General features: G+C 43.6%; 13 protein-coding genes and 1 pseudogene. 3 read left to right on the forward strand and 11 right to left on the reverse strand.

Translation table 11 applies throughout. The features are described 5' to 3' along the window. Positions 1–147: 147 nt before the first annotated feature. From DEHRE_RS13125 to fba, 7 genes and pseudogenes are all read right to left on the reverse strand, one after another. The gene (locus DEHRE_RS13125; protein WP_019224612.1) at positions 148–2,505 is read right to left on the reverse strand and encodes an ATP-dependent DNA helicase; all 2,358 of its coding nucleotides are present in this window, start codon (positions 2,503–2,505) and stop codon (positions 148–150) included. Positions 2,506–2,554: 49 nt separating this feature from the next. Continuing rightward, complete coding sequence (gene trmB, locus DEHRE_RS13130; protein WP_019224611.1) at positions 2,555–3,190, reverse strand: tRNA (guanosine(46)-N7)-methyltransferase TrmB; 636 nt, start codon at positions 3,188–3,190, stop codon at positions 2,555–2,557. Positions 3,191–3,234: 44 nt separating this feature from the next. Next, a complete protein-coding gene (locus DEHRE_RS13135) occupies positions 3,235–4,599 on the reverse strand; it encodes a citrate/2-methylcitrate synthase (RefSeq protein ID WP_019224610.1) in 1,365 nt (454 codons plus the stop codon). Between the two features lie 214 nt (positions 4,600–4,813). Further along, the gene (locus DEHRE_RS13140) at positions 4,814–5,179 is read right to left on the reverse strand and encodes a response regulator (RefSeq protein ID WP_019224609.1); all 366 of its coding nucleotides are present in this window, start codon (positions 5,177–5,179) and stop codon (positions 4,814–4,816) included. A 243-nt stretch (positions 5,180–5,422) separates the two neighbouring features. Next, positions 5,423–7,534 carry an ATP-binding protein gene (locus DEHRE_RS13145; RefSeq protein ID WP_019224608.1) on the reverse strand — a complete coding sequence of 704 codons (2,112 nt, stop codon included), beginning with the start codon at positions 7,532–7,534 and terminating at the stop codon, positions 5,423–5,425. Positions 7,535–7,564: 30 nt separating this feature from the next. Next, a pseudogene (locus tag DEHRE_RS13150) lies at positions 7,565–9,076 on the reverse strand (IS5 family transposase). Between the two features lie 299 nt (positions 9,077–9,375). Beyond that, complete coding sequence (fba, locus tag DEHRE_RS13155; RefSeq protein WP_019224607.1) at positions 9,376–10,302, reverse strand: class II fructose-1,6-bisphosphate aldolase; 927 nt, start codon at positions 10,300–10,302, stop codon at positions 9,376–9,378. A gap of 332 nt (positions 10,303–10,634) precedes the next feature. On the opposite strand from fba, the gene DEHRE_RS13160 reads away from it, so the two are divergent. Then, on the forward strand, positions 10,635–10,985 hold the full coding sequence (locus DEHRE_RS13160; protein WP_019224606.1) for a NusG domain II-containing protein: 351 nt from the start codon (positions 10,635–10,637) through the stop codon (positions 10,983–10,985). A 90-nt stretch (positions 10,986–11,075) separates the two neighbouring features. Here DEHRE_RS13160 and DEHRE_RS13165 read toward each other — a convergent pair whose 3' ends face one another. Then, complete coding sequence (locus tag DEHRE_RS13165) at positions 11,076–14,864, reverse strand: phosphoribosylformylglycinamidine synthase (RefSeq protein WP_019224605.1); 3,789 nt, start codon at positions 14,862–14,864, stop codon at positions 11,076–11,078. Positions 14,865–15,229: 365 nt separating this feature from the next. On the opposite strand from DEHRE_RS13165, the gene DEHRE_RS13170 reads away from it, so the two are divergent. Together DEHRE_RS13170 and DEHRE_RS13175 are read left to right on the forward strand one after the other, a co-directional pair. Beyond that, a complete protein-coding gene (locus tag DEHRE_RS13170) occupies positions 15,230–16,219 on the forward strand; it encodes an IS5 family transposase (RefSeq protein WP_019226936.1) in 990 nt (329 codons plus the stop codon). Between the two features lie 217 nt (positions 16,220–16,436). Continuing rightward, the gene (locus tag DEHRE_RS13175; RefSeq protein ID WP_019226921.1) at positions 16,437–16,931 is read left to right on the forward strand and encodes an HD domain-containing protein; all 495 of its coding nucleotides are present in this window, start codon (positions 16,437–16,439) and stop codon (positions 16,929–16,931) included. Positions 16,932–17,094: 163 nt separating this feature from the next. Here DEHRE_RS13175 and DEHRE_RS13180 read toward each other — a convergent pair whose 3' ends face one another. The 3 genes from DEHRE_RS13180 to DEHRE_RS13190 form a co-directional block, all read right to left on the reverse strand. Continuing rightward, complete coding sequence (locus DEHRE_RS13180; protein ID WP_019226920.1) at positions 17,095–18,033, reverse strand: DUF2935 domain-containing protein; 939 nt, start codon at positions 18,031–18,033, stop codon at positions 17,095–17,097. Positions 18,034–18,648: 615 nt separating this feature from the next. Beyond that, positions 18,649–18,969: a hypothetical protein gene (locus DEHRE_RS13185; RefSeq protein WP_019226918.1), complete on the reverse strand. Its 321-nt coding sequence runs from the start codon at positions 18,967–18,969 to the stop codon at positions 18,649–18,651. Between the two features lie 146 nt (positions 18,970–19,115). Then, positions 19,116–20,039 (reverse strand): TIGR01777 family oxidoreductase, encoded by a 924-nt coding sequence (locus tag DEHRE_RS13190; protein WP_019226917.1) that lies wholly within the window; start codon positions 20,037–20,039, stop codon positions 19,116–19,118. Positions 20,040–20,066 lie beyond the last annotated feature (27 nt).

Genomic DNA, 20,066 nt, shown 5'->3' on the forward strand with positions numbered 1-20,066 from the left:
CAATAACAATTTATTATTGCGTAGACTTTGCGTAATTGTAACAATTCTGTAAATATTGCATAAAAAAAATGCCTCCGGTTTATTCTGAGGCATCTTTATTATGTCCTATATTTATGTCTTATTACTTCTCTCATTCTTTCCTGCTTTTTAGGGATTACCTTTACTGCCTGTCTGCCAGAACAATCCGAGGTTTTTCTCAAGAGACTTGCTGTCTTTGATGTTTCTGCGCCGCATCCAGTGTTTTGGAAACAGCTTTATATATTTCTTGTTGCTGTACCGCTCGTCAATAAGCAAAACGGCACCGATATCGTTTTCGCTGCGAATCACCCTGCCGGCAGCCTGCATCACCTTGTTCATTCCGGGATACATATACGCATATTCATAGCCGAGACCGTTTTTGCTGTTAAAGTAATCCCGAATGATATTCTGCTGAACACTTAGCTGGGGCAGTCCCACGCTTACAATCGCCGTACCAATCAGCCTGCTTCCCTTCAGATCAATGCCTTCGGAGAATATTCCGCCGAGCACGCAGAAAGCTACATAGGTTTTCTCAGGATTCTCTTTGAAACTTAGCAGGAAACGTTCCCGTTCTTCTTCAGCCATTGAAGCTTCCTGGGCCACAGCGGTGATATCGGGACAGGCCGAAGCAAACTCGGCAAAAACATCGTTCATATATTTATACGATGGAAAATAAACAATGTAATTCCCCATTTTCTGGGCGACAAAGGAACCAATCATCCGGGTAATCTGGTGAGCGCTTTGTTCTCTTTCTTTATACTTGGTCGAAACAGAGTCAGCCGTCAGCACGCAAAGCTTCCGATGATCAAATGGGGAATCGAGAGAGAGAATATGGTCTGCTTCACCTCCGCCAAGTACCTCCCGGAAATATTCCAGCGGAGACAGCGTCGCTGAAAACATCACCGCCGAACTGCCCCTTTTAAGAGCCTCTCCCAGCAAAAACGATGGATCAAGGCAGAAAAGCTTCACGGTTACCTCATCCCGCTTGGTTTCCACAAAAGTAACGTATCTTTCATCGTAAAATTCAGTGATTGCTGTAAAACCCAGCACATCAAAATAGAGCTGAAGAAAAGCACTATCCTCGCTTAAGCTTCTGTTTTCCTTAAGCATCAATTCACAAGTTCCTGTGTATTGCTGAAGAAGGCTCAGAAAATCCGCGGGCATTTCCGTCGTAATCAGATAGCCCTGCTCCCCGCATTGATGACGCAGGTCAATCATCTTTTTATTGATGCGGTTCAGGATTTTATCCAACGCTTTATTTCTACCCTTATACGCTTTTTTCACCTGGTAAAAAGCAGTTTTGTCAAGCTTTGCTGAGAACATTTCCCGCGCTCTGTCCACAAGGTTGTGGGCTTCATCGATCAGAAACACATAATCGCCGCTGTTGTCTGCAAAAAAGCGTCTGAGATGTGCTCTCGGATCAAAAACATAGTTGTAGTCACAAATGACGCAGTCCGCCAAAAGCGAAAGATCCAGGGAAAGTTCAAACGGACAGACTGTATGCTTCTGGGCGTATTTCTCGATTACACTTCTGGACAAATCATCAGACTCTTTGATCGCATCTAAAATGGCTGCATTAATTCGGTCGTAATGTCCTTTGGCATATTTACAATACTCGGGATGGCAGACCGGCTTTTCACAAAAGCAGATTTTTTCTTTAGCAGTCAGCGTCAAGGTCTTCATTTTCAGACCGCCTTGGCGCATTCTTTCGAATGCCTCTTCCGCAACCTGACGCGTTATCGTTTTAGCCGTCAAATAGAATAGTTTAGAGGTTTTTGCCTCTCCCATCGCTTTGATGGCTGGAAACAGCACCGAGATGGTTTTTCCGGTTCCTGTTGGGGCCTGCACAAACAGCTTCTTTCGTCCGGCTATGGCCCGGTAGGCCTGTACAGCCAACTCCCGCTGCCCCTGCCGGTAGACCGGGAAAGGAAATTGAAGCGCCTTGATCGAGGGGTCCCGAATCTCTGCCCATTCGGCAGAAAAGCTTGCCCATACCGAATACTTTTGAATAAGACTGCCGATAAATTCCGTCAGTTCACTGATTGCAAAAAAATTAAGCCATTGTTTGGTTTCATTGGTCTCCAGATTGAAATACGTCAGTTGAACGACGGCTTCTGTCAGAGCGTTCTGGACAGCGTAAATATACGCATAGCACTTAGCCTGCGCCCAATGAGCGCCGCTGAAATCCTTGTCAATAGAATCCAATGGCAGTACCGTGGTTTTTATTTCTTCAATAACGGTCCGGCCTTCACAGCTGAAAATGCCGTCAGCACGTCCCTCCAACGTATAATCAATGCCATTGTAACAATATGCTTCAGAAAGTGAAACTTCGCTTCGATAGTCCTCATAGGTTTCACGGTTCCTCTTCTGCAGGATCCGGTGCGCTTTAGCCCCTTCCGCCATCCTGTCCTTGGAAGCATACCTGCTGTCAATGTCCCCGCAGCGCATTATTAATTCAACCAGCTGTCTGATCGGAAGCTTAATCATGGTTTCAGTCCATTCTCCCAAAAATAGGTGCAAATTGTGCGAATCCTATTTATTCATACTTAAAAACGGCAAACTTAATCTTGATCCCCTGACCTGTAAATTTTGTTTCGTATTCGGTCATGATATTTTCTTCAAAACCACTTTGATGCAAATCGTATGTCCGGTATAATTCCTGAAAACCGGTCTCCTGAAAATACTGCAGACTATCCTCAAAAAGTAGTTCATCGTCCGTTTTGAACCAAACCTCCGATCCTTTCTTTACAAAGGTCTGGTACTTCCTCAGAAAGTTAGGATGCGTCAACCTGCGTTTATGGTGCCGTTTGCTGGGCCATGGATTGCAGAAATTAATATAGATTTTATCAATTTCATCCTGTCCGAAAATACTGTCGGTATCTTCAATACGCATGGAAACCAATCTGACGTTAGGCAGCTTGCTTTGATTAAGTTTCCTTAACACACAAACCAGCACTTCCGGGTAGGAATCAATTGCAATATAATTGATATTTTTAGTTTTGCCTGCAAGAGATGCGATAAAATCCCCCCGGCCGCAGCCCAGTTCCAAATGAACCGGATCATTATTGTCGAATACTTCATTCCACTTCCCTTTGCATTCCGCAGGGGCTAAAATGGTCTTGGTGTCTTTCTCTAGTTCGGGCTTTGCGCTCCGTTTTCTCCTAAGCCGCAATTATACACTGTCTCCTTCCAATGCTTATCAATCGAATAGAGGTCTTACCGTTCCTGCATTACCCTATAATCCTTATCAATAAGGGGACTTTCATAGGCCGGTCTGATGATTTTATCTGCATTGACCAGTTCTTCCAAACGGTGAGCACTCCACCCGACAATTCTGGCCATCGCAAACAACGGCGTATACAGTTCCAGCGGAATATCCAGCATACTGTAAACAAAGCCGCTGTAAAAATCCACATTGGCACTGACACCTTTATAAATTTTCCGTTCCTTAGCGATGACCTGAGGAGCCAGTCTCTCAATCATTGCATATAATTCAAAATCACTTCTTCGGTCTCTGTCATCCGCCAGCTTCTCGACAAAGCCTTTGAAGATTTGGGCCCTTGGGTCGGAAATGGAATAAACAGCATGTCCCATCCCATAGATAAGACCTCTTCGGTCAAACACTTCCTTGTTCAAAATCTTCGTTAAATAGCTTTTGACCTCTTCTTCATCCCTAGGGTTGGCAACGTGGGATTTGATATCAGCCACCATCTCGACAACTTTGATATTTGCTCCGCCATGTTTTGGCCCTTTCAGAGAGGATAAGGCCGCCGCAATGACGGAATACGTATCCGAGCCGGAAGAAGAAACAACTCTGGTCGTAAACGTAGAATTATTTCCCCCGCCATGTTCCATATGCAGCACAAGCGCGATATCAAGCACCTTGGCCTCAAGTTCTGTAAATTGTTTATCCGGTCTTAACATTTTCAGGATATTTTGAGCTGTGGAGAGCTGGTCATCAGGTCTGTGGATATAAAAGCTTTCGTTGCATTCATAATGATTATAGGCATGATACCCATACACGCACAGCATCGGAAAAATGCTGATCAGCATCAGACATTGCCGCAAAACATTATCTAAAGACACATCGTCTATGGTCTCATCATAGGATGCCAGGGTAAGAACACTCTTTGTCAGAGAATTCATGATGTCCCTGCTCGGTGCTTTCATAATCACATCACGCACAAAATTTTTAGGAAGATTTCTGCTTTCCACTAAAATGTCTTTAAAGTGGGCTAATTGTTCTTCATTAGGCAGTGATCCAAACAGAAGCAGATAAGTTATTTCTTCAAAGCCATATTGCTGATTATGTGCAAATCCTTTGACCAAATCGGTGATATTGTATCCCCGGTAAAGAAGTTTTCCGTCACAGGGAATCCGTTTTCCATCAACTTCGTCATGAGACTTGATTAAAGAGATATTGGTTAACCCGGCAAGTACACCTTCCCCGTTCTTATCTCTTAAGCCGCGTTTTACGCCATACTCATTATAGAGGCTTGGATCAATCCAGCTGTTTTCCTGACAGATCTTGCTGTACTTATGTGTAAAAGAATCAATTGTTTCCTTTTTATTGCTGGTCATTTTCTCCTCCGATTCTTAGTTAATCCTGTCTCATTTACCTTATTTGATTGATTATCCTTAAAATAGGATATGGCCGTTCTTTCAAACAACTTTATTATACTATCAGGGTTGTTTGTTGTAAATATCATTTATTTACCCTAACAAGAAGGCCAACAAAGAAAGAACCGCCTCTCTTCGTCGGCCTTACATCATCTTTGATTCACATGGATAACTATTATTTTAAACCCAGGACCTGGTTTATAATATTGATTACCTTGTCTTCCTCAAAAGGTTTAATAATGTAATTCTTGGCGCCCAATTTAATTGCCTCGAAGACCCTGTCTTTTTGGTTAATTGCGCTTATCATAACCACCCTGGCATCAGGGTACCTGCCGAGCAATTTACCAAGCGCCTCGATGCCGTCTGACAGAGGCATCGTAATATCCATTGTCACAATATCCGGATGCAAATTTCCATATTCAGCCAGGGCCTGCATGCCATTGAGCGCTTCGCCTATGACTTCATGCCCGCCTCTCCCCATGATAGCAGCTAAATTTCTCCTCATAATTGCAGAGTCATCAACGATTAATACCTTAGCCATTTTTCCTCCTCAGTTGTAACTAGTACAACGTTCCTGAAATAAATTCTCAAATAGAGGATTGCGTTAAACTCCCGGGTTGGCCTGTGCGCCACAATTCCGCTTTCGGCTGTTGCGCCATCCGTGGCGCAAACAGCCGCGCTCCGCCTCCATGCTTCGCTTAACGCTGGAATTGTGACCCCCAGACCTCATTGTGGGTAATCAAGCTTTATGAATGATTTGAGCAGGGAATTTGAGAACCTTGTACTAGATAGCGCCACCTTCCATTGGCAGCAGAAAATTGAATTCTGTTCCGGTATCAGGGTTTGTCACAATGTCCAAATGACCGCCTATTTTTTCAAGTTCTTGTTTAACGATCGCCATGCCGATGCCGCGTCCCGAAATCATCGATGCACTGTCTTTGCTGGAAAGCCCGTCTTCAAAAATAAGTGGGATAATATCTTTATCGTCCAGCTCTGCCAGTTGTTCTGCGGTAAATACCCCAAGCTCAAGCGCTTTTTGTTTGATTCCTTCCAAGTCTAAGCCTTTGCCGTCATCAGCGATCTTTAATAATATTTGATCTTGAACTAATTTCATTTCGCAGACAACGCGGCCCTTTTCTTCTTTTCCGGCTTTGATTCTGTCTTCCCTGTTTTCAATGCCATGATCTACGCAGTTCGCAAAAATATGAATCAGTGATTTGGTAAAGGCCTGATACCTTTTTGTATCTACAGGAAACTCTCCGCCTTCTAGTTCAAGAGGATACAACGATTTCTCCAAGCCCTGAGCTAAGCCTTCTATAGTATTAGGGTAAGCAGCTAAAAGCTCTTTGAACGAGCGGTAACGCAATTGCCTGACTTTGGTAATCAAAATATTGGCCTCCTGCGATGGAATAAGCGTCGCTATTTGATCTTCCAATTCAAGCAGTTTTGCTTCCGGAATCTCGATGATTTTATCTCTGACAATAAAATTCTCCCCTAGTGTTGACTGCAGAATACGCAAACCTTCATTCAGAGCATGTTCAAGATTCAAATTTTGCAGGAGCATACCTAAACCAGTACTGGTTGCTGAATCCCTTTGTTCAAAAGATTTGATCTCTTCTTCAAGATGGTGAAGAGAACGAACCATATGCATCATCTCAAACTGGCCAAATTCCCCTTTAAAGGTATGAATCCTTCGTTTGACATCGACAATTACCCGCTGAAGCGGTTCTTTGCAAATAACCAGCTGCGGTACGGTCATCTGGCAAAAACGCTGGTAATCTGAAATAAGTTCCAAAAGGTCATTACGGCTGATAACAGCCTTAACAATCATTTTAAGTGTTTTGCGTTCATTTTCCATTTGTTCCTGCAAAGCGCGTTTTTCCGTAGCATCCGTTAAGATAACCATCAAAGCTTGTGCTTCTTCCTGACACTTATCCACGATAAACTTGTATTCGATTTTTATATAGTAGTTATTCAGGAAAATGACATCCGGCAGAAAAGAAAGGAATACCTCCCTGCGTACCGGGTCATTCTCCTGAAAACATTCCAGAAGAACTTTGTTCACAAAGTCTCTTTGTTCCTGGTCCTCCGGATAAATTAAGTCCGAAAAGTTACGTTTATCTAAGTCAGGACCCAATAATCTCTGGCATTCAATGCTGTATTCAGGTTCAATACACAGGTCTGATCCAAAAGACAGGAAGCCCTGCCCGGCATTATTGAGTAAATTTTTCACAGACTGCATACTTTGTTTAAGATTTTTTTCGACGACGCGCCGTCTTCGTATTTCTTCACTGAGCGTGAAATAAATAAGCAAGCCGAAGAGAACGACCATGGCTGCTGTATAAAGAATGATCTGCCCGACGCGTTTGGCCAATTCCTGATAAATATATTGGATATCTACATCTGTTCCGACTGCGCCTATGACCTGACCCTCGGCATTGACCAATGGTGCATAGCCGGTAATCAAAGTACCCCAAAGCGTTGAAGTCTGCGCTCTCGTGTGAAAAGCTTTGGTATGCGTATGTGCTGCCGGTGTAGACAGTTCATCGGTCTCTCCTAAAGACACCTTCTCCGAATCGAAAATGTATTCAATTTGGCTGGGTGATATTCGATGCTCGACATATACATACTTTACTCCGGTTTCAGCTTGAATACGCTGAAAATATGCCTGCATCTCTCTAAAATAATCATTAGGCTCTTTCTCCGCAAGTAACTTTTCATATTCAGCAATATTAACACTGTCAGCAACAACCCGAGAGATGGTCATCGCGTTGATGCCGATATCATCAAGGGTCTTATTATACCAGGACCTGATCAAGAGAATTTGAATTAATACCAGCAAAGCAAGAATAAGAACGTTAACCGTTCTTGCCAGTCTTCTCCGATTATTTTCCAATTAGGGGCTGCTGAACAGGATGTTATTTTCTCAATAAGCTAACCTGATCAGCCCGAAATTCTCTCTAATAAAATTGAGTATAAGAATCCGGAGCCTGCGCTCCAGGTTCATTACCAACAGCTGCATGGCGATAACAGTCTCACTGGTTTCTTTGAGACGTGCCATGATACGTCCGAGCCCATAAAACCGCTTACCTTCTCCGAATTTTCCTTCAACAGCGTTTCGTATTCCAGCATCCAGCCGTTCTTGTTTCTTTTGTTCTCTTAATAGTTCCTGATCTTTGGCTGGTCTGCCGAGCGGTGGACCGCTCAATCGAATGCCCAGTTTCTTGCAGTAGTTAAGGTTATCTCTGTTCCGGTAGATCTTGTCTGCCATCACGGCTTCTGGATAAAAACCATACCTTTGGTAGTAGTTTTCAACCGATTGCATGAGTGTCTTGCTTTCATTGAAAGCGTCAAAGCTCAAGCTCTCCATATAACTGAATCCGTTCACAACACTGATGGCAAGCTTAGCTCCAAATTCTACATCTGCGTTTGACTTGCCTCGTACTATGGGTCTGACAAAAGGCATATGCAGGCTGACGATGCGATCTTCTACCGAATGTTTACCCTGTTTGTACATTTCCAGCTGTTGCCGGTAGATTTCTTGACTGACGAGCAGATTGCGGTATTGGCGTTTAGTTAAGAGAGTCAGTCGAACTTTTTTCAGCAAGAGTCTTAATGTTTTTCAGATCCCGTCGAATATATCGCAGCTGTCCTCCGATTCCTTTGCGGATCATCTTAGCAGTCTTATGTTTCTTTTATCAATGTTCAGATAGCTTTTGCGTGCATTGCGACGGTAGGATCTGGGTTTCTTGAGAATCCCGGCATGCGGTGCATGCAGTACATCAATGATTTCTTCCAAAGCCTGCCGGGTTGTGTTCAAAAGCCAGATATCTGTAGGATAGTGAATATCCGCAGGGGTGCAGGTTGCATCCAGGATCAGCTTGCCTGAGTTCTTGGTTTCTGAAGGTTCTTCATTCGTTTTCTCTTCTTGTCCTGTATCATCAGAGTCTTCACCATCAGAAGGAGGGGTGTCGTCTGAGCCATCTGAGTCATCTGGGTCATCTAGGTCATCTGGGTTTTCTGGATATTCATGTTCTCCGGCTAGTCTGCTAGTAATCTCGTTGATTTCGTTGATAATATCCTTGTCCAAACGTTTGCGGAAATGGGTCATGAGTGAATGATTGAATGGCGGTTTATCTACAAATGCACTTAGGCCAATGAAATATTGCATGTACGGATTTTCTGTGATCTCTTCGACCGTGTCACGGTCAGATAATGATTTCACATTTTGAATGATCAGAGATCCGAGTGCCAAACGCACCGAATAGGCTTTTTGTCCGCGACTGACAGGAAAACTTCTGGCATACTTCTTCTCAACTTCGGCCCAGGGGATCATTAATGCGAGCTTACACCATTTATTGTCCGGGTTTAAGTTCCCGCCAAAAGGCAGAAAGAATTCGTGCGGAAATGTAATCTGCTGTTCGGTAGGTTTGTACATGAAAACACGCTCCCAAGTGCAAGGTTTTTTAACATAATATTTATGTTTACATGTACTATTTTACCAAAAGTCGGGGTTAAAACCCAGTGTTTATGCTGATTTTACCGTTATTCAGCAGCCCCCAATTAATATCCCTACTTATAAAAATTGTTTCTGGGAAAATTCTACATAAATCTACAAAATACCTTTTTCCATTATATCAAATAAAAAAGCAGACTTAAACTGTCTACTTTTTTCGCAATATTTCGTATTTCCACTAAGTATACTCTTTTATTTGTCGTTCGCTCACTATACTATTCTTAGAGCTGATTACTGCAGTTTAAGACATTAGCAATCTTATGCTTAACCATATTTTTGATGGCTTCTCTAGCCGGTTTTAGATACTGACGGGGATCAAAATCAGCAGGACTATTCGCCAAATACTCGCGGATTGAAGCCGTCATGGCAAGGCGCAGATCGGTATCAATATTTATTTTGCAGACTCCCATGGTCCCAGCCTTATGAAGCATGTCTTCGGGGACACCCTGCGCTCCCTTGATATCTCCTCCGTATTCGTTGCATTTTGCCACAAATTCCGGCAGTACCGTAGACGCGCCGTGTAAAACTAATGGGAAGCCAGGAAGCAGAGAGGCTATCTTTTCAAGACGCTCGAAATCAAGCATCGCTTCTCCCTTGAACTTATACGCTCCGTGACTGGTGCCAATCGCAACAGCCAGGGAATCACAGCCAGTTTTATGGACAAATTCGGCAGCCTGCTCCGGATCCGTATAGCTGCTGTCCTTAGCACTGACATTTACTGCATCTTCAATGCCGGCAAGTCTGCCTAATTCGGCTTCCACGACGACGCCTTTCGCATGGGCGTACTCTACAACCTTTTTGGTAACCGCAATATTTTCGGCAAAAGACAGCTTAGAACCATCGATCATCACCGATGTGAAACCGCCGTCAACACAAGCCTTACAAATCTCAAAGTCTTCCCCGTGATCCAAATGCAGGCAGATCGGCAAACCCGTATCCTCCACTGCAGCCTCTACCAGCTTCATTAAGTAAATATGTTTGGCATATTTCCGGGCACCCGCAGAAACCTGTAAAATTAAAGGTGCTTTTTCTTCCTTCGCAGCATCAACAATTCCCTGAATAATTTCCATATTGTTAACGTTAAATGCTCCGACAGCACATTTTCCATAGACTTTTTTAAACATTTCAGCAGAAGTTACCAGTGGCATATTAATTCCCTCCAGATATTTTTTATATGTATGCTTTTGTATAGTATTACCCAGTTGAAAAATTATTTTTACCGTTTTAGTGACGGCTTTAGTTTATATTAATTGCCTGAAAACTTCAATAGTCCTTATAAACTTACTTATTCATTCGACATCATTTGCCTACATTTTCATTATATCGATATGTCATATCATGCTTTCCCTTTTGACATCTTGACACTGTTTTGCTTGATCAATTATAGTATGTTTGAATGAAGAAAGTTATGTTCTGTTTTTCTTGTGCTGTTCAGTCAGACATCCATAAGGAGAATGCTCAAGGAGGACCTACAAATACCATGAAGAAACATGATATTATCCTAGTTGGCATCATTATCTTAATCGTGCTCATCGGTTTAGGTAGAATAAAATTCTATCAATCCCAAAATGAAAAAGACCTCAGGTTTGCCGAAATCACACAGAATAACGTGCTTATCGAACGTATTGATTTAAATGCGGTTCAGGAACCGCGGGAAATTACCCTTCCAGGCAAATACCATGAGATTGTTCTGGTGGAAAAAGGCCGCATCAGATTTAAAGAAACCAACTGTCCCGACCAGATTTGTGTCCGGACAGGCTGGCTGGAAAACCCAGGGGATTATGCTGTTTGTCTGCCCAATAAGGCAATTATCAATATTACTGAGAACTAAACTTGCGTTCATCTACCGGAATAAATGCAATAACACGACAATAACACCCCCAGCCAAAGGACTGGGGGTGTATGATTTGAATAGGAACTTTTACTTGAAATAATGGATGCCGCCCTCAAAAATGGGCTGGTATTTGTTGCCGGGGACGTTTACAGCAACACCGGTTCCGGTCCGTTCGGAATGCGCCATTTTGCCCAATACCCGTCCGTCAGGGCTGGTGATCCCTTCAATGGCGTCAAAGGAACCATTCGAATTATCCTTGCTATCGTTGCTTGGTGTTCCATTCAGATCGACATATTGGGTAGCGATCTGCCCGTTCTGGATCAGCTTGCTGATGACTTCAGGACTCGCGACAAATCTTCCTTCGCCATGCGAAACCGGAATGGTATGTGTCTCGCCCAATTCAATACCGCTAAACCAGGGGGAAAGTGTGGAAACAACCTTGGTCCGAGCCATGCAGGAAACGTGGCGTCCGATCTTGTTATAGGTCAACGTAGGATCTTCTGCGTTTATTTCTTTGATTTCCCCGTAGGGGACCAGTCCCAGCTTAATCAAAGCCTGAAAGCCGTTGCATATTCCGAGCATCAGGCCGTCCCGCTGTTTCAGAAGGTTCATGACGGCATCTTTGATGCGCGGGTTATTAAACAAGGTGGCAATAAATTTTCCCGATCCGTCCGGTTCATCTCCGGCGCTAAAACCGCCCGGAAGCATGATGATCTGGGAGTTATTGATTATTTTGACCATTTCTTTGATCGAACCTTCAATATCTGCGGCGCTGAGATTTCGAATAACCATGGTTTCGACCAGACCACCGGCTTTCGTGAAAGCTTTGGCAGAATCATATTCACAGTTTGTGCCCGGAAAAACAGGGATAAATACCCGTGGTTTTGCTGCTTTAATCGCCGGTCTGAAAGTACTGCGCTTGTCAAAGCTGACTGCCCGGGGTTTTTCGGTATTTTCGGCATTCTCAACCTTGCTTGGAAAGATTTTTTCCAGCGGCATTTCCCATTGGCTCAGCATATCCGTCAGCAGCAACTCGACTCCGTTGACAGCGATTGCTGGTTTCTCCTGCGTGCAGCCGAGTAATTCGTATTCGACATCGCCAAACAAAGCAGGCAGGTCAGCTTTCTCATCCAATTCCAACAGAATCGAACCATAATCTGTCTGGAACAGGTCTGAAGACTCTATTTGTCTGCTGAAATGGAAACCAATCATATTGCCGAAAGCCATCTCGCTGACAGCGCCGGCAATCCCGCCCATTCTGATCGAACGTGAAGAGCGCACCCAGCCTAACTGAATCAAGTCCAAGACCTTTACAAAGTTTTTTGCCGCCATAGTAAAGTCAGGGATTTCCTGTTCGTCCCGGGTCAGTTTCAGCAGGACCACGTTGCTTCCGGCCTGTTTAAATTCCTGGGATACGACTTTGCGGGCATCTGCAGTACAAACGGCAAATGCGACCAGGGTGGGCGGGACATTCAGCTCCATAAAGCTGCCCGACATACTGTCTTTTCCGCCTATAGCGGGAATGCCCAGCTGCTTTTGAGCATAATATGCGCCCAATAAAGCACTGAAAGGTTGCCCCCATTTGCCGGCGTCGTTGAGTTTGCCAAAATACTCCTGCAAGGTAAGGCGTATCTTGCGGTAATCTCCGCCTATGGCCACTGCTTTCGCAACGGCATCCAGCACCGCATATAAAGCCCCGTGAAACGGGCTCCATTTGGCCAGTTGCGGGTTATAGCCATACGTCATGATCGTAGCTGTCGTCGTATCACCTTCAAGTACCGGCAGTTTGGCAACCATGCCTTCAGCCGGGGTCAGCTGGTATTTCCCGCCTAACGGCATGAGTACCGATGCCGCGCCGATCGTACTGTCAAATCTCTCGATCAGTCCCTTTTTACTGCAGACATTCAAATCGCCTAAATTAGCATTCCAGGCTTTACGTAAATCCGGCAGTTCCCGGGTCACTGGGCTGGGGATAGCGTTAAAGTAATTTTGTGTTTCCAGCGGTGCTGCCACTTCAACCTTCGTCTTTTGTTTGACCCCATTGGTATTCAGAAAGTCACGGCTGAGATCTAAGATCGTCTTGCTCCGCCAGGACATTTTAAGCCGATGATCGCCGGTTACCCGGGCAATAATGGTTGCTTCAAGATTTTCTTCGGTTGCCAGGCATTTAAATTTATCCCAATCCTCAGCTGCCAGGACGACAGCCATGCGTTCCTGGGATTCGGAAATCGCCAGTTCTGTCCCATCCAGACTTTCGTATTTTTTTGGCACGGCATCCAGACAGATATCAAGGCCGTCAGTCAGTTCCCCCACGGCAACAGAGACACCACCGGCGCCAAAATCGTTGCATTTTTTAATAAGCGTACTGACTTCCGGGTTGCGGAACAGCCGCTGAATCTTTCTTTCATTCGGCGGATTGCCCTTCTGAACTTCGGCGCCGCAGCTGGTCAGCGATTCCAGCGTATGTTCTTTGGAAGAGCCCGTCGCTCCGCCGCAGCCGTCCCGGCCTGTCCTGCCGCCAACCAGCACGATCACATCACCTTCTTCAGGAGGTTTGCGGATGACGTTTTTTCTGGGGGCAGCACCGATAACCGCACCGATCTCCATTCTTTTAGCGATAAAGCCTTCGTCATAGACTTCGGCGACCTGACCTGTCGCCAGTCCGATTTGATTGCCGTAAGAACTATATCCGGCTGCAGCAACGGTGGTAATCTTTCTTTGAGGCAGTTTACCGGATAAAGTATCTTCGACCTTTGCCCGTGGATCGCCGCTGCCGGTGACCCGCATCGCCTGATAGACATAGGTCCGGCCTGACAACGGGTCTCGGATCGCACCGCCCAGACAGGTGGCAGCACCGCCAAACGGTTCGATTTCTGTCGGATGATTATGCGTTTCGTTTTTAAACATTACCAGCCATTCTTCTTCCCGGCCGTTCACCTCGGCAGTCACAACAATACTGCAGGCATTGATTTCATCGGATTCATCCAGATCATCAAGGAGGCCTGCCATTTTAAGCTCTTTCATCCCTATTGTAGCGATATCCATCAGACAAATGTCCTTAGTGGGCAGCTTGTCCTGATATACCTTAGCTCTGGAAGCCTTATAGCAATCGAAAGCCGTTTTGATAGGCCCGGAAAAAATTCCATCCTTAATATCGACTTCTTCAATTTCAGTCTGGAATGTCGTGTGCCGGCAGTGATCGGACCAGTAAGTGTCAATCGTTTTAATTTCAGTCATGGTCGGGTTTCTTTTTTCCGTATCCCGGAAATAGGACTGACAGAACAGCAAGTCTTCGACGCTCATGGCAAGATTCATGTGCTGCTGCATCGCAGTAATTTCTTCCGGTGTTTTGGTGATAAATCCTTCCATCGTTTCAACGTCGGCCGGTTCTGCTGCTTCAAATTCTAGACTCTGCGGTTTTGCCAGCGAAGCTTCCCGCGATTCGACCGGGTTAATGCAGTATTGTTTGATTCTTGCAAAGTCCTGATCCGATAGTTTTCCTTCCAGGATAATCACTTTGGCTGAAGCAATCAGCGGACGCTCTTTCTGGGTCAGCATCTGGATACATTGGGCTGCCGAATCCGCCCGTTGATCGTACTGACCTGGCAGATACTCCATCGCAAAGACCCTGTCCCCTGACGAGATGTCCAGCGTTTCCTCGTAAAGGATATCCAAGGGAGGCTCGGCAAAAATAATCGTACGGGATTTCTCATATTCTTCATCGGTAATCCCGGAAATATCATAGCGGTTGATCGTTCTGACCCCCTGCAGTCCTGCAATGCTTAAATTATCCCGAAGATCTGCAAAAAGTCCCTGAGCTTCGATATTGAACCCCTGTTTTTTCTCCACATACAATCTTTTTACAGCTTGTAACAAAATATAGTACCTCCATTTCTGGTGTGCAACATAATTCTAACTTCTGTCTTGTACATTTTACGCTCATGCAGTCCATATCACAATACCTGTTTTATTGGTAGACCCACTGCGTCGATTTTGTGATCCGCAGCATAAATACCGAATGGCTGTGCATATTGAGTCGAATATATTCGTTTAGTATTAGTATAATTCGAAAAGACTGGCCGTCAAGGGAAAACAGAATGTTCTGCAATTATAAAGTTGCCTATTCGAAATAGTTCCTTTACATGTATTTTATAGTAGAATTAACTAAGGGAAACACTGATTAAATCGCCCCCCGGACAAAAAAATGGTAAAATTAAAGAAAACAGTAACAGGTGGTAAAAATGGGGCAACAAACCTTTTCGGATATAGAATACTCAAACCGACGGAAGAAAACGAAACGAGAAGAATTTCTTGAAATAATGAACGAGATCATCCCCTGGGACGAATGGGTGGCGCTTATACAGCCGCACTATTTTGACGGTAAGCGCGGTCGTCCACCGCTCGGGATTGAAAAAATGCTGAGAATGTATCTGCTGCAGATATGGTTTAGCCTTTCTGACGAAGGTGTAGAGGATGCCATTTACGACAGTTACGCCATGCGAAAATTTATGGGAATAGACTTCATACATGAGCAGGCGCCGGATGCGACCACCCTGCTCAAATTCCGTCATTTGATTGAGGAAAGCGGCTTAGGGAAGGCATTCTTTGAGGCGATCAACCGTTGTTTGGAACAGTGCGGACATATCATGAAAGGTGGAACCATTGTTGACGCCACACTGATCAGCGCGCCATCCTCAACGAAGAACGCAAGCGGTAGCCGCGATCCGGAGATGCACCAAACAAAGAAGGGTAATCAGTGGTATTTCGGCATGAAATGCCATATCGGTGTGGACGCAGGGACCGGTTATATTCATGGTATAGCGGCAACAGGCGCAAATGTGCATGACATAGCCGAAGCGTCAAAGCTAATGAGGCCGGAAGACGAGGTTTTCTACGGTGACGCCGGATATTTGGGACTAAATAAACGACCGGAAATCACAGAGGACCCTCACAAATCACAAATTGATTACCGTATCGCTGAGCGTCCCGGAAAGAAACGCAGCATGGACAATGGCCCTGCACGGGATTTTTATTGCCATATAGAGTTTCGGAAAGCGTCTGTCCGAGCCAAAGTGGAGCACGCCTTTCATATCATTAAGAACATATTTGGCTTCAAAAAGGTTTGTTATAGAGGAATTGCCAAGAATCTGAATAGACTGTATATGCTGGCCGCCAGCGCAAACCTGCTGATGTGCGCCCGAAGCGGCGGCTGGCGAAGCCAATGCGCGTAATCCGGGGATAAGTACGCCTTTTTTCGAGAATTACTCGGAAAAGGCAGCTGAAATCGGCGGCGATAGGGCCGCTAACTTGGGATTATCCCACTTTATTATTTATTGGGATGATAAAAAACGTTATTAATCAGTGGTTCCTAAGGTCTTTTAAAGGTGCTCGTAGGCTGCTGACGAATGCCGAACTGTTATCTACGACAGAAAATTCTGGAGGTGCGGAATGAATGATATCGGGCAGGTTATCAACGCTATGATCCATTATTTTATGGGTGACGCGCGGCGCATCAACCATTTTATTAAGGTCTATGGCTTTGCCAAGACCATTGGCGTGCTGGAAGGGCTGGATGAAAGCACGCAGGAAATTCTTGAAATTGCGGCTGTCACTCATGACATTGGGATAAAAAACAGTGAAAAAAAATACAACAGTGCTTCCGGAAGTCATCAACAAGTCGAAGGACCTCCTGAAGCCAGAAAGCTATTGGAAGATTTAAACTTTCATCCTGCGGTCATTGGTAGGATTTGCTGGTTGATTGCGCATCACCATACCTATGATAAGATTGACGAACTTGATCACCAGATATTGATAGAGGCTGATTTTATTGTTAATGCTTTTGAAGATGACCTGTCAGAGATCGCCATTCAAAATGTTTCTGAGAAAATATTCAAGACTGAAACCGGACGAAGATTCCTGAACAAACTATATTTTTCAAAATAGCTTGATGATCATAGATGTACTGTAATTCTCATTCAGCTCGATAATATTTGAATGTCAATTAAGGGAAGAGTTAACGAACTCTTCCCTTCTAGCGCGAGCAAGGGCGAAAAAGAAATATCCGGGAATGATCTAGAATAACCAATCCTAGAAATATTCTAATGTGTTATAACTGTAAATCCCGTTTTAACCTGTTTAATATTCTTAGGTAATGATTAGCTTCTCTCAATACATGATCTGCTAAGAGTGGAATGATTATTGATTTTATCTTACACGTTAGTATCCCTTCTGTACCGGCTGCTTTAAAATCTCTAAACGCTCGGGTCGCCGTAATCGTTGACCGTGTTAAACCGCCAATATCTGTTTTAGTTAGGGATGCTTCCGGCACCTTTTGTTCAAGTGTATTGAATTGCTTGTCAAAGCCTTCTGCTTGAACAATTAGGCCAGATTCAGTTGGATCTAATAATTGACGAATAAACTGTGCGTGTTCCGCCATTTGCCTGTTCCAGAACTTTTCTTCTTCAATAGCCTCCTGAATAAAATCAACCGCCATGTGCCTTTGCAATCGCTCTAAATGATTTATGTAAAATAATGCTTCTCTTCGGATATGGATTATTAATAAAGGAAAATTAAAAGTGAACAATTTACATTGAAGCATTCCGTTAAGTATATTGGTTTTAAACTGGACCAAAGCATTGGTCAAACCAATGGCTTTCTGATTTAAGGCAGTGACTTGTGCCTCAAGTTGTGCTGGATTTACTCCGCCATTTGGGGTTAGTCCGAATTCTTCATTAGTAATAACTGATTCAATCGTGATCCCAGATAGCTCCTCAGTAACTTGTTCAGCTCGTAGCGTTTTATCTGTTATGGATTCCCCTGATCTTAATGTTTCTTCGCTGACAACCCCGTTTGCCAAAAATACAGCCTCCCTTAATACTTCAGCAAATTGGGTCTTAAACATATCCGCTTGTTGCGCAAATGCTGCATCCTTCGTCACAAAACCAGCTTCGAGGAATATAGAATGCTCCTTCATAATTCGTCCAAAAAACAGGTGTAATTCCAAGGACTCCCGAACAAAATCTCCAGGCAGTAATATTGCTTTCAATTAAATCCCTCCTTCGTTAACGCTTACGCTAAAACGTATTTTTAAAAGAACTCATTTATTCCATTATCTCTAGAAATCTACTCACGTCTCTATTAATGTTAGCCCTTCTTAACTACGGATGAGAGTTTAACCGGGTCATGTTCAGTTCGTTATAATATTCAGCGCCATTATTGCCAACGATATATTTTTAACGTCCAGCGGTGTTCTGACCGATATACCACAAAAATCAAAACCACTAAATGCTGTAACATAGCATTTAGTGGTTATTAAAATGGACAATCGGACAATGGGCAATAGCCGATCCTATGAGAATTCATCACTCGGATGGAAGAAGTCAATATCGCAGCGCTGCCTTGCTTTAATAAGGATTTATCGAGTATAAATACGAATATACTATCCAAATGATTGCAATAATAATCAATGCAATAACTGAAGACACTATTAGGGGTTTTTTCTTATTTATTATTCCGTAAATTAAACCTGTAAGCGAAGCTACAATAAGAATAATACCCAAGGCCATACCGTTACACCTCCGAAATTTAAATATCCCTCATAATTTTACCTCTTGAAGTTATAATATTCTACTACTACGAAGGAATAATACATCAATTCCTTTCACCCGCGATTGCCTATCAATAACATTAAAACACCAATAAGAAATACAATGCCAAGAGGTATTGATAGATAGACCAAAACAGAGTGTTCATTATGTTTTTTGACAGCTATTAGTCCAATGGCAGAAGCAATGATTATTGCTGAAAACATAAGATAAATGACCGTTCCCAGAAATGGACTATTAATAGGATTCGGATATTCGAGCGTGTTCCCCTGTGTTGAAGAAATTATACCCCCTGCTACTGCTAAAGCAATAAAAGCAATAAATAATCCTACTGACCATCTCCCAGCACGAGTTTCGGGCAAAAGTACCGTTTTCATGAGATACACCTTCTTTCAAATTTAGATTGCATTAGTTTGCAATTGTATACTAATGCGAAGAAATATCCGACTATTTTCGTCCGCACCAGGAGGGCGCGGTTGCGTCCCAACCGCATGCATATCGGCAAAGTCGAGGTAATGCCGTGTTAGACGACGTTCCGGTTCCCCAAAGCATCCTCTAGAGCAGACTTTAAATCAGGAAATTTAAACTCGAAACCAATATCACTAATTTTTTGGGGAATAGCCCTTTGACCATGTAATAACATTTCAGACATCTGGCCTAATGCGATTTTCAATACAAATTCGGGAACTGGAAACCATGATGGTCTCTTTAAGACTTCTCCTAAAATCTTTGAAAAGCCTTTCATTCTTACTGGTTCTGGTGCTGTTCCATTTACAGGACCAGTAACCTCATCATGTTCGATTATAAATCTAAACATCCTGATTAGATCTTGAATGTAAATCCACGGAAGCCACTGATTTCCTTTACCTAATGGACCACCGATGTAATATTTAAAGGGTATAACCATTCTTGTAAGAGCACCTTGACTACCCAATACTACCCCAATACGAATAGTAACGACTCGTGTAAATTCATTTTGGACCTTGTAAGCTTCATCTTCCCATTTCTTGCAAACTTCCGCAAGAAAATCCTGTCCAGGACCTTCACTCTCGGCTATCTTATCATCCTGACGAGGCCCATAGTATCCTACAGCTGAAGCATTTATTAGAACTTTTGGATTCATAGTCCCATCGTTTATAGCGTTAACAATGGAACGAGTAGTATTTATCCTACTATTCAATATCTCTTGCTTAACTAAATTGGACCAACGACGGTTACCGATTGATTCTCCTGCAAAATTAATAACTACATCAAATTCCTTAAAATCATAAATTGCAGATAGAGGAGAAATGTTATCCCACTCTATTAAATCAACATTACTTTCAACTTTGTCTGCTGTGAATTGCCGATTTCTTGTTATAACAGATACTTTATAACCACTAGACATTAACTCCTTGGTTAAGTTCCTTCCTAAAAAACCTGTTCCACCAATAATCAAAACATTCATATTTCATACCTCCGGAATGTCGTCTAA

The organism is Dehalobacter restrictus DSM 9455, assembly GCF_000512895.1.
Classification (GTDB): domain Bacteria; phylum Bacillota; class Desulfitobacteriia; order Desulfitobacteriales; family Syntrophobotulaceae; genus Dehalobacter; species Dehalobacter restrictus.

Excerpts from the sequence above, each read along its gene's own strand:
- DEHRE_RS13125 (WP_019224612.1), bottom strand. The coding sequence starts at position 2,505 with ATGATTAAGCTTCCGATCAGACAGCTGGTTGAATTAATAATGCGCTGC.
- DEHRE_RS13135 (WP_019224610.1), bottom strand. The coding sequence starts at position 4,599 with ATGACCAGCAATAAAAAGGAAACAATTGATTCTTTTACACATAAGTAC.
- DEHRE_RS13140 (WP_019224609.1), bottom strand. The coding sequence starts at position 5,179 with ATGGCTAAGGTATTAATCGTTGATGACTCTGCAATTATGAGGAGAAAT.
- fba (WP_019224607.1), bottom strand. The coding sequence starts at position 10,302 with ATGCCACTGGTAACTTCTGCTGAAATGTTTAAAAAAGTCTATGGAAAA.
- DEHRE_RS13160 (WP_019224606.1), top strand. The coding sequence starts at position 10,635 with ATGAAGAAACATGATATTATCCTAGTTGGCATCATTATCTTAATCGTG.
- DEHRE_RS13170 (WP_019226936.1), top strand. The coding sequence starts at position 15,230 with ATGGGGCAACAAACCTTTTCGGATATAGAATACTCAAACCGACGGAAG.
- DEHRE_RS13175 (WP_019226921.1), top strand. The coding sequence starts at position 16,437 with ATGAATGATATCGGGCAGGTTATCAACGCTATGATCCATTATTTTATG.
- DEHRE_RS13185 (WP_019226918.1), bottom strand. The coding sequence starts at position 18,969 with ATGAAAACGGTACTTTTGCCCGAAACTCGTGCTGGGAGATGGTCAGTA.
- DEHRE_RS13190 (WP_019226917.1), bottom strand. The coding sequence starts at position 20,039 with ATGAATGTTTTGATTATTGGTGGAACAGGTTTTTTAGGAAGGAACTTA.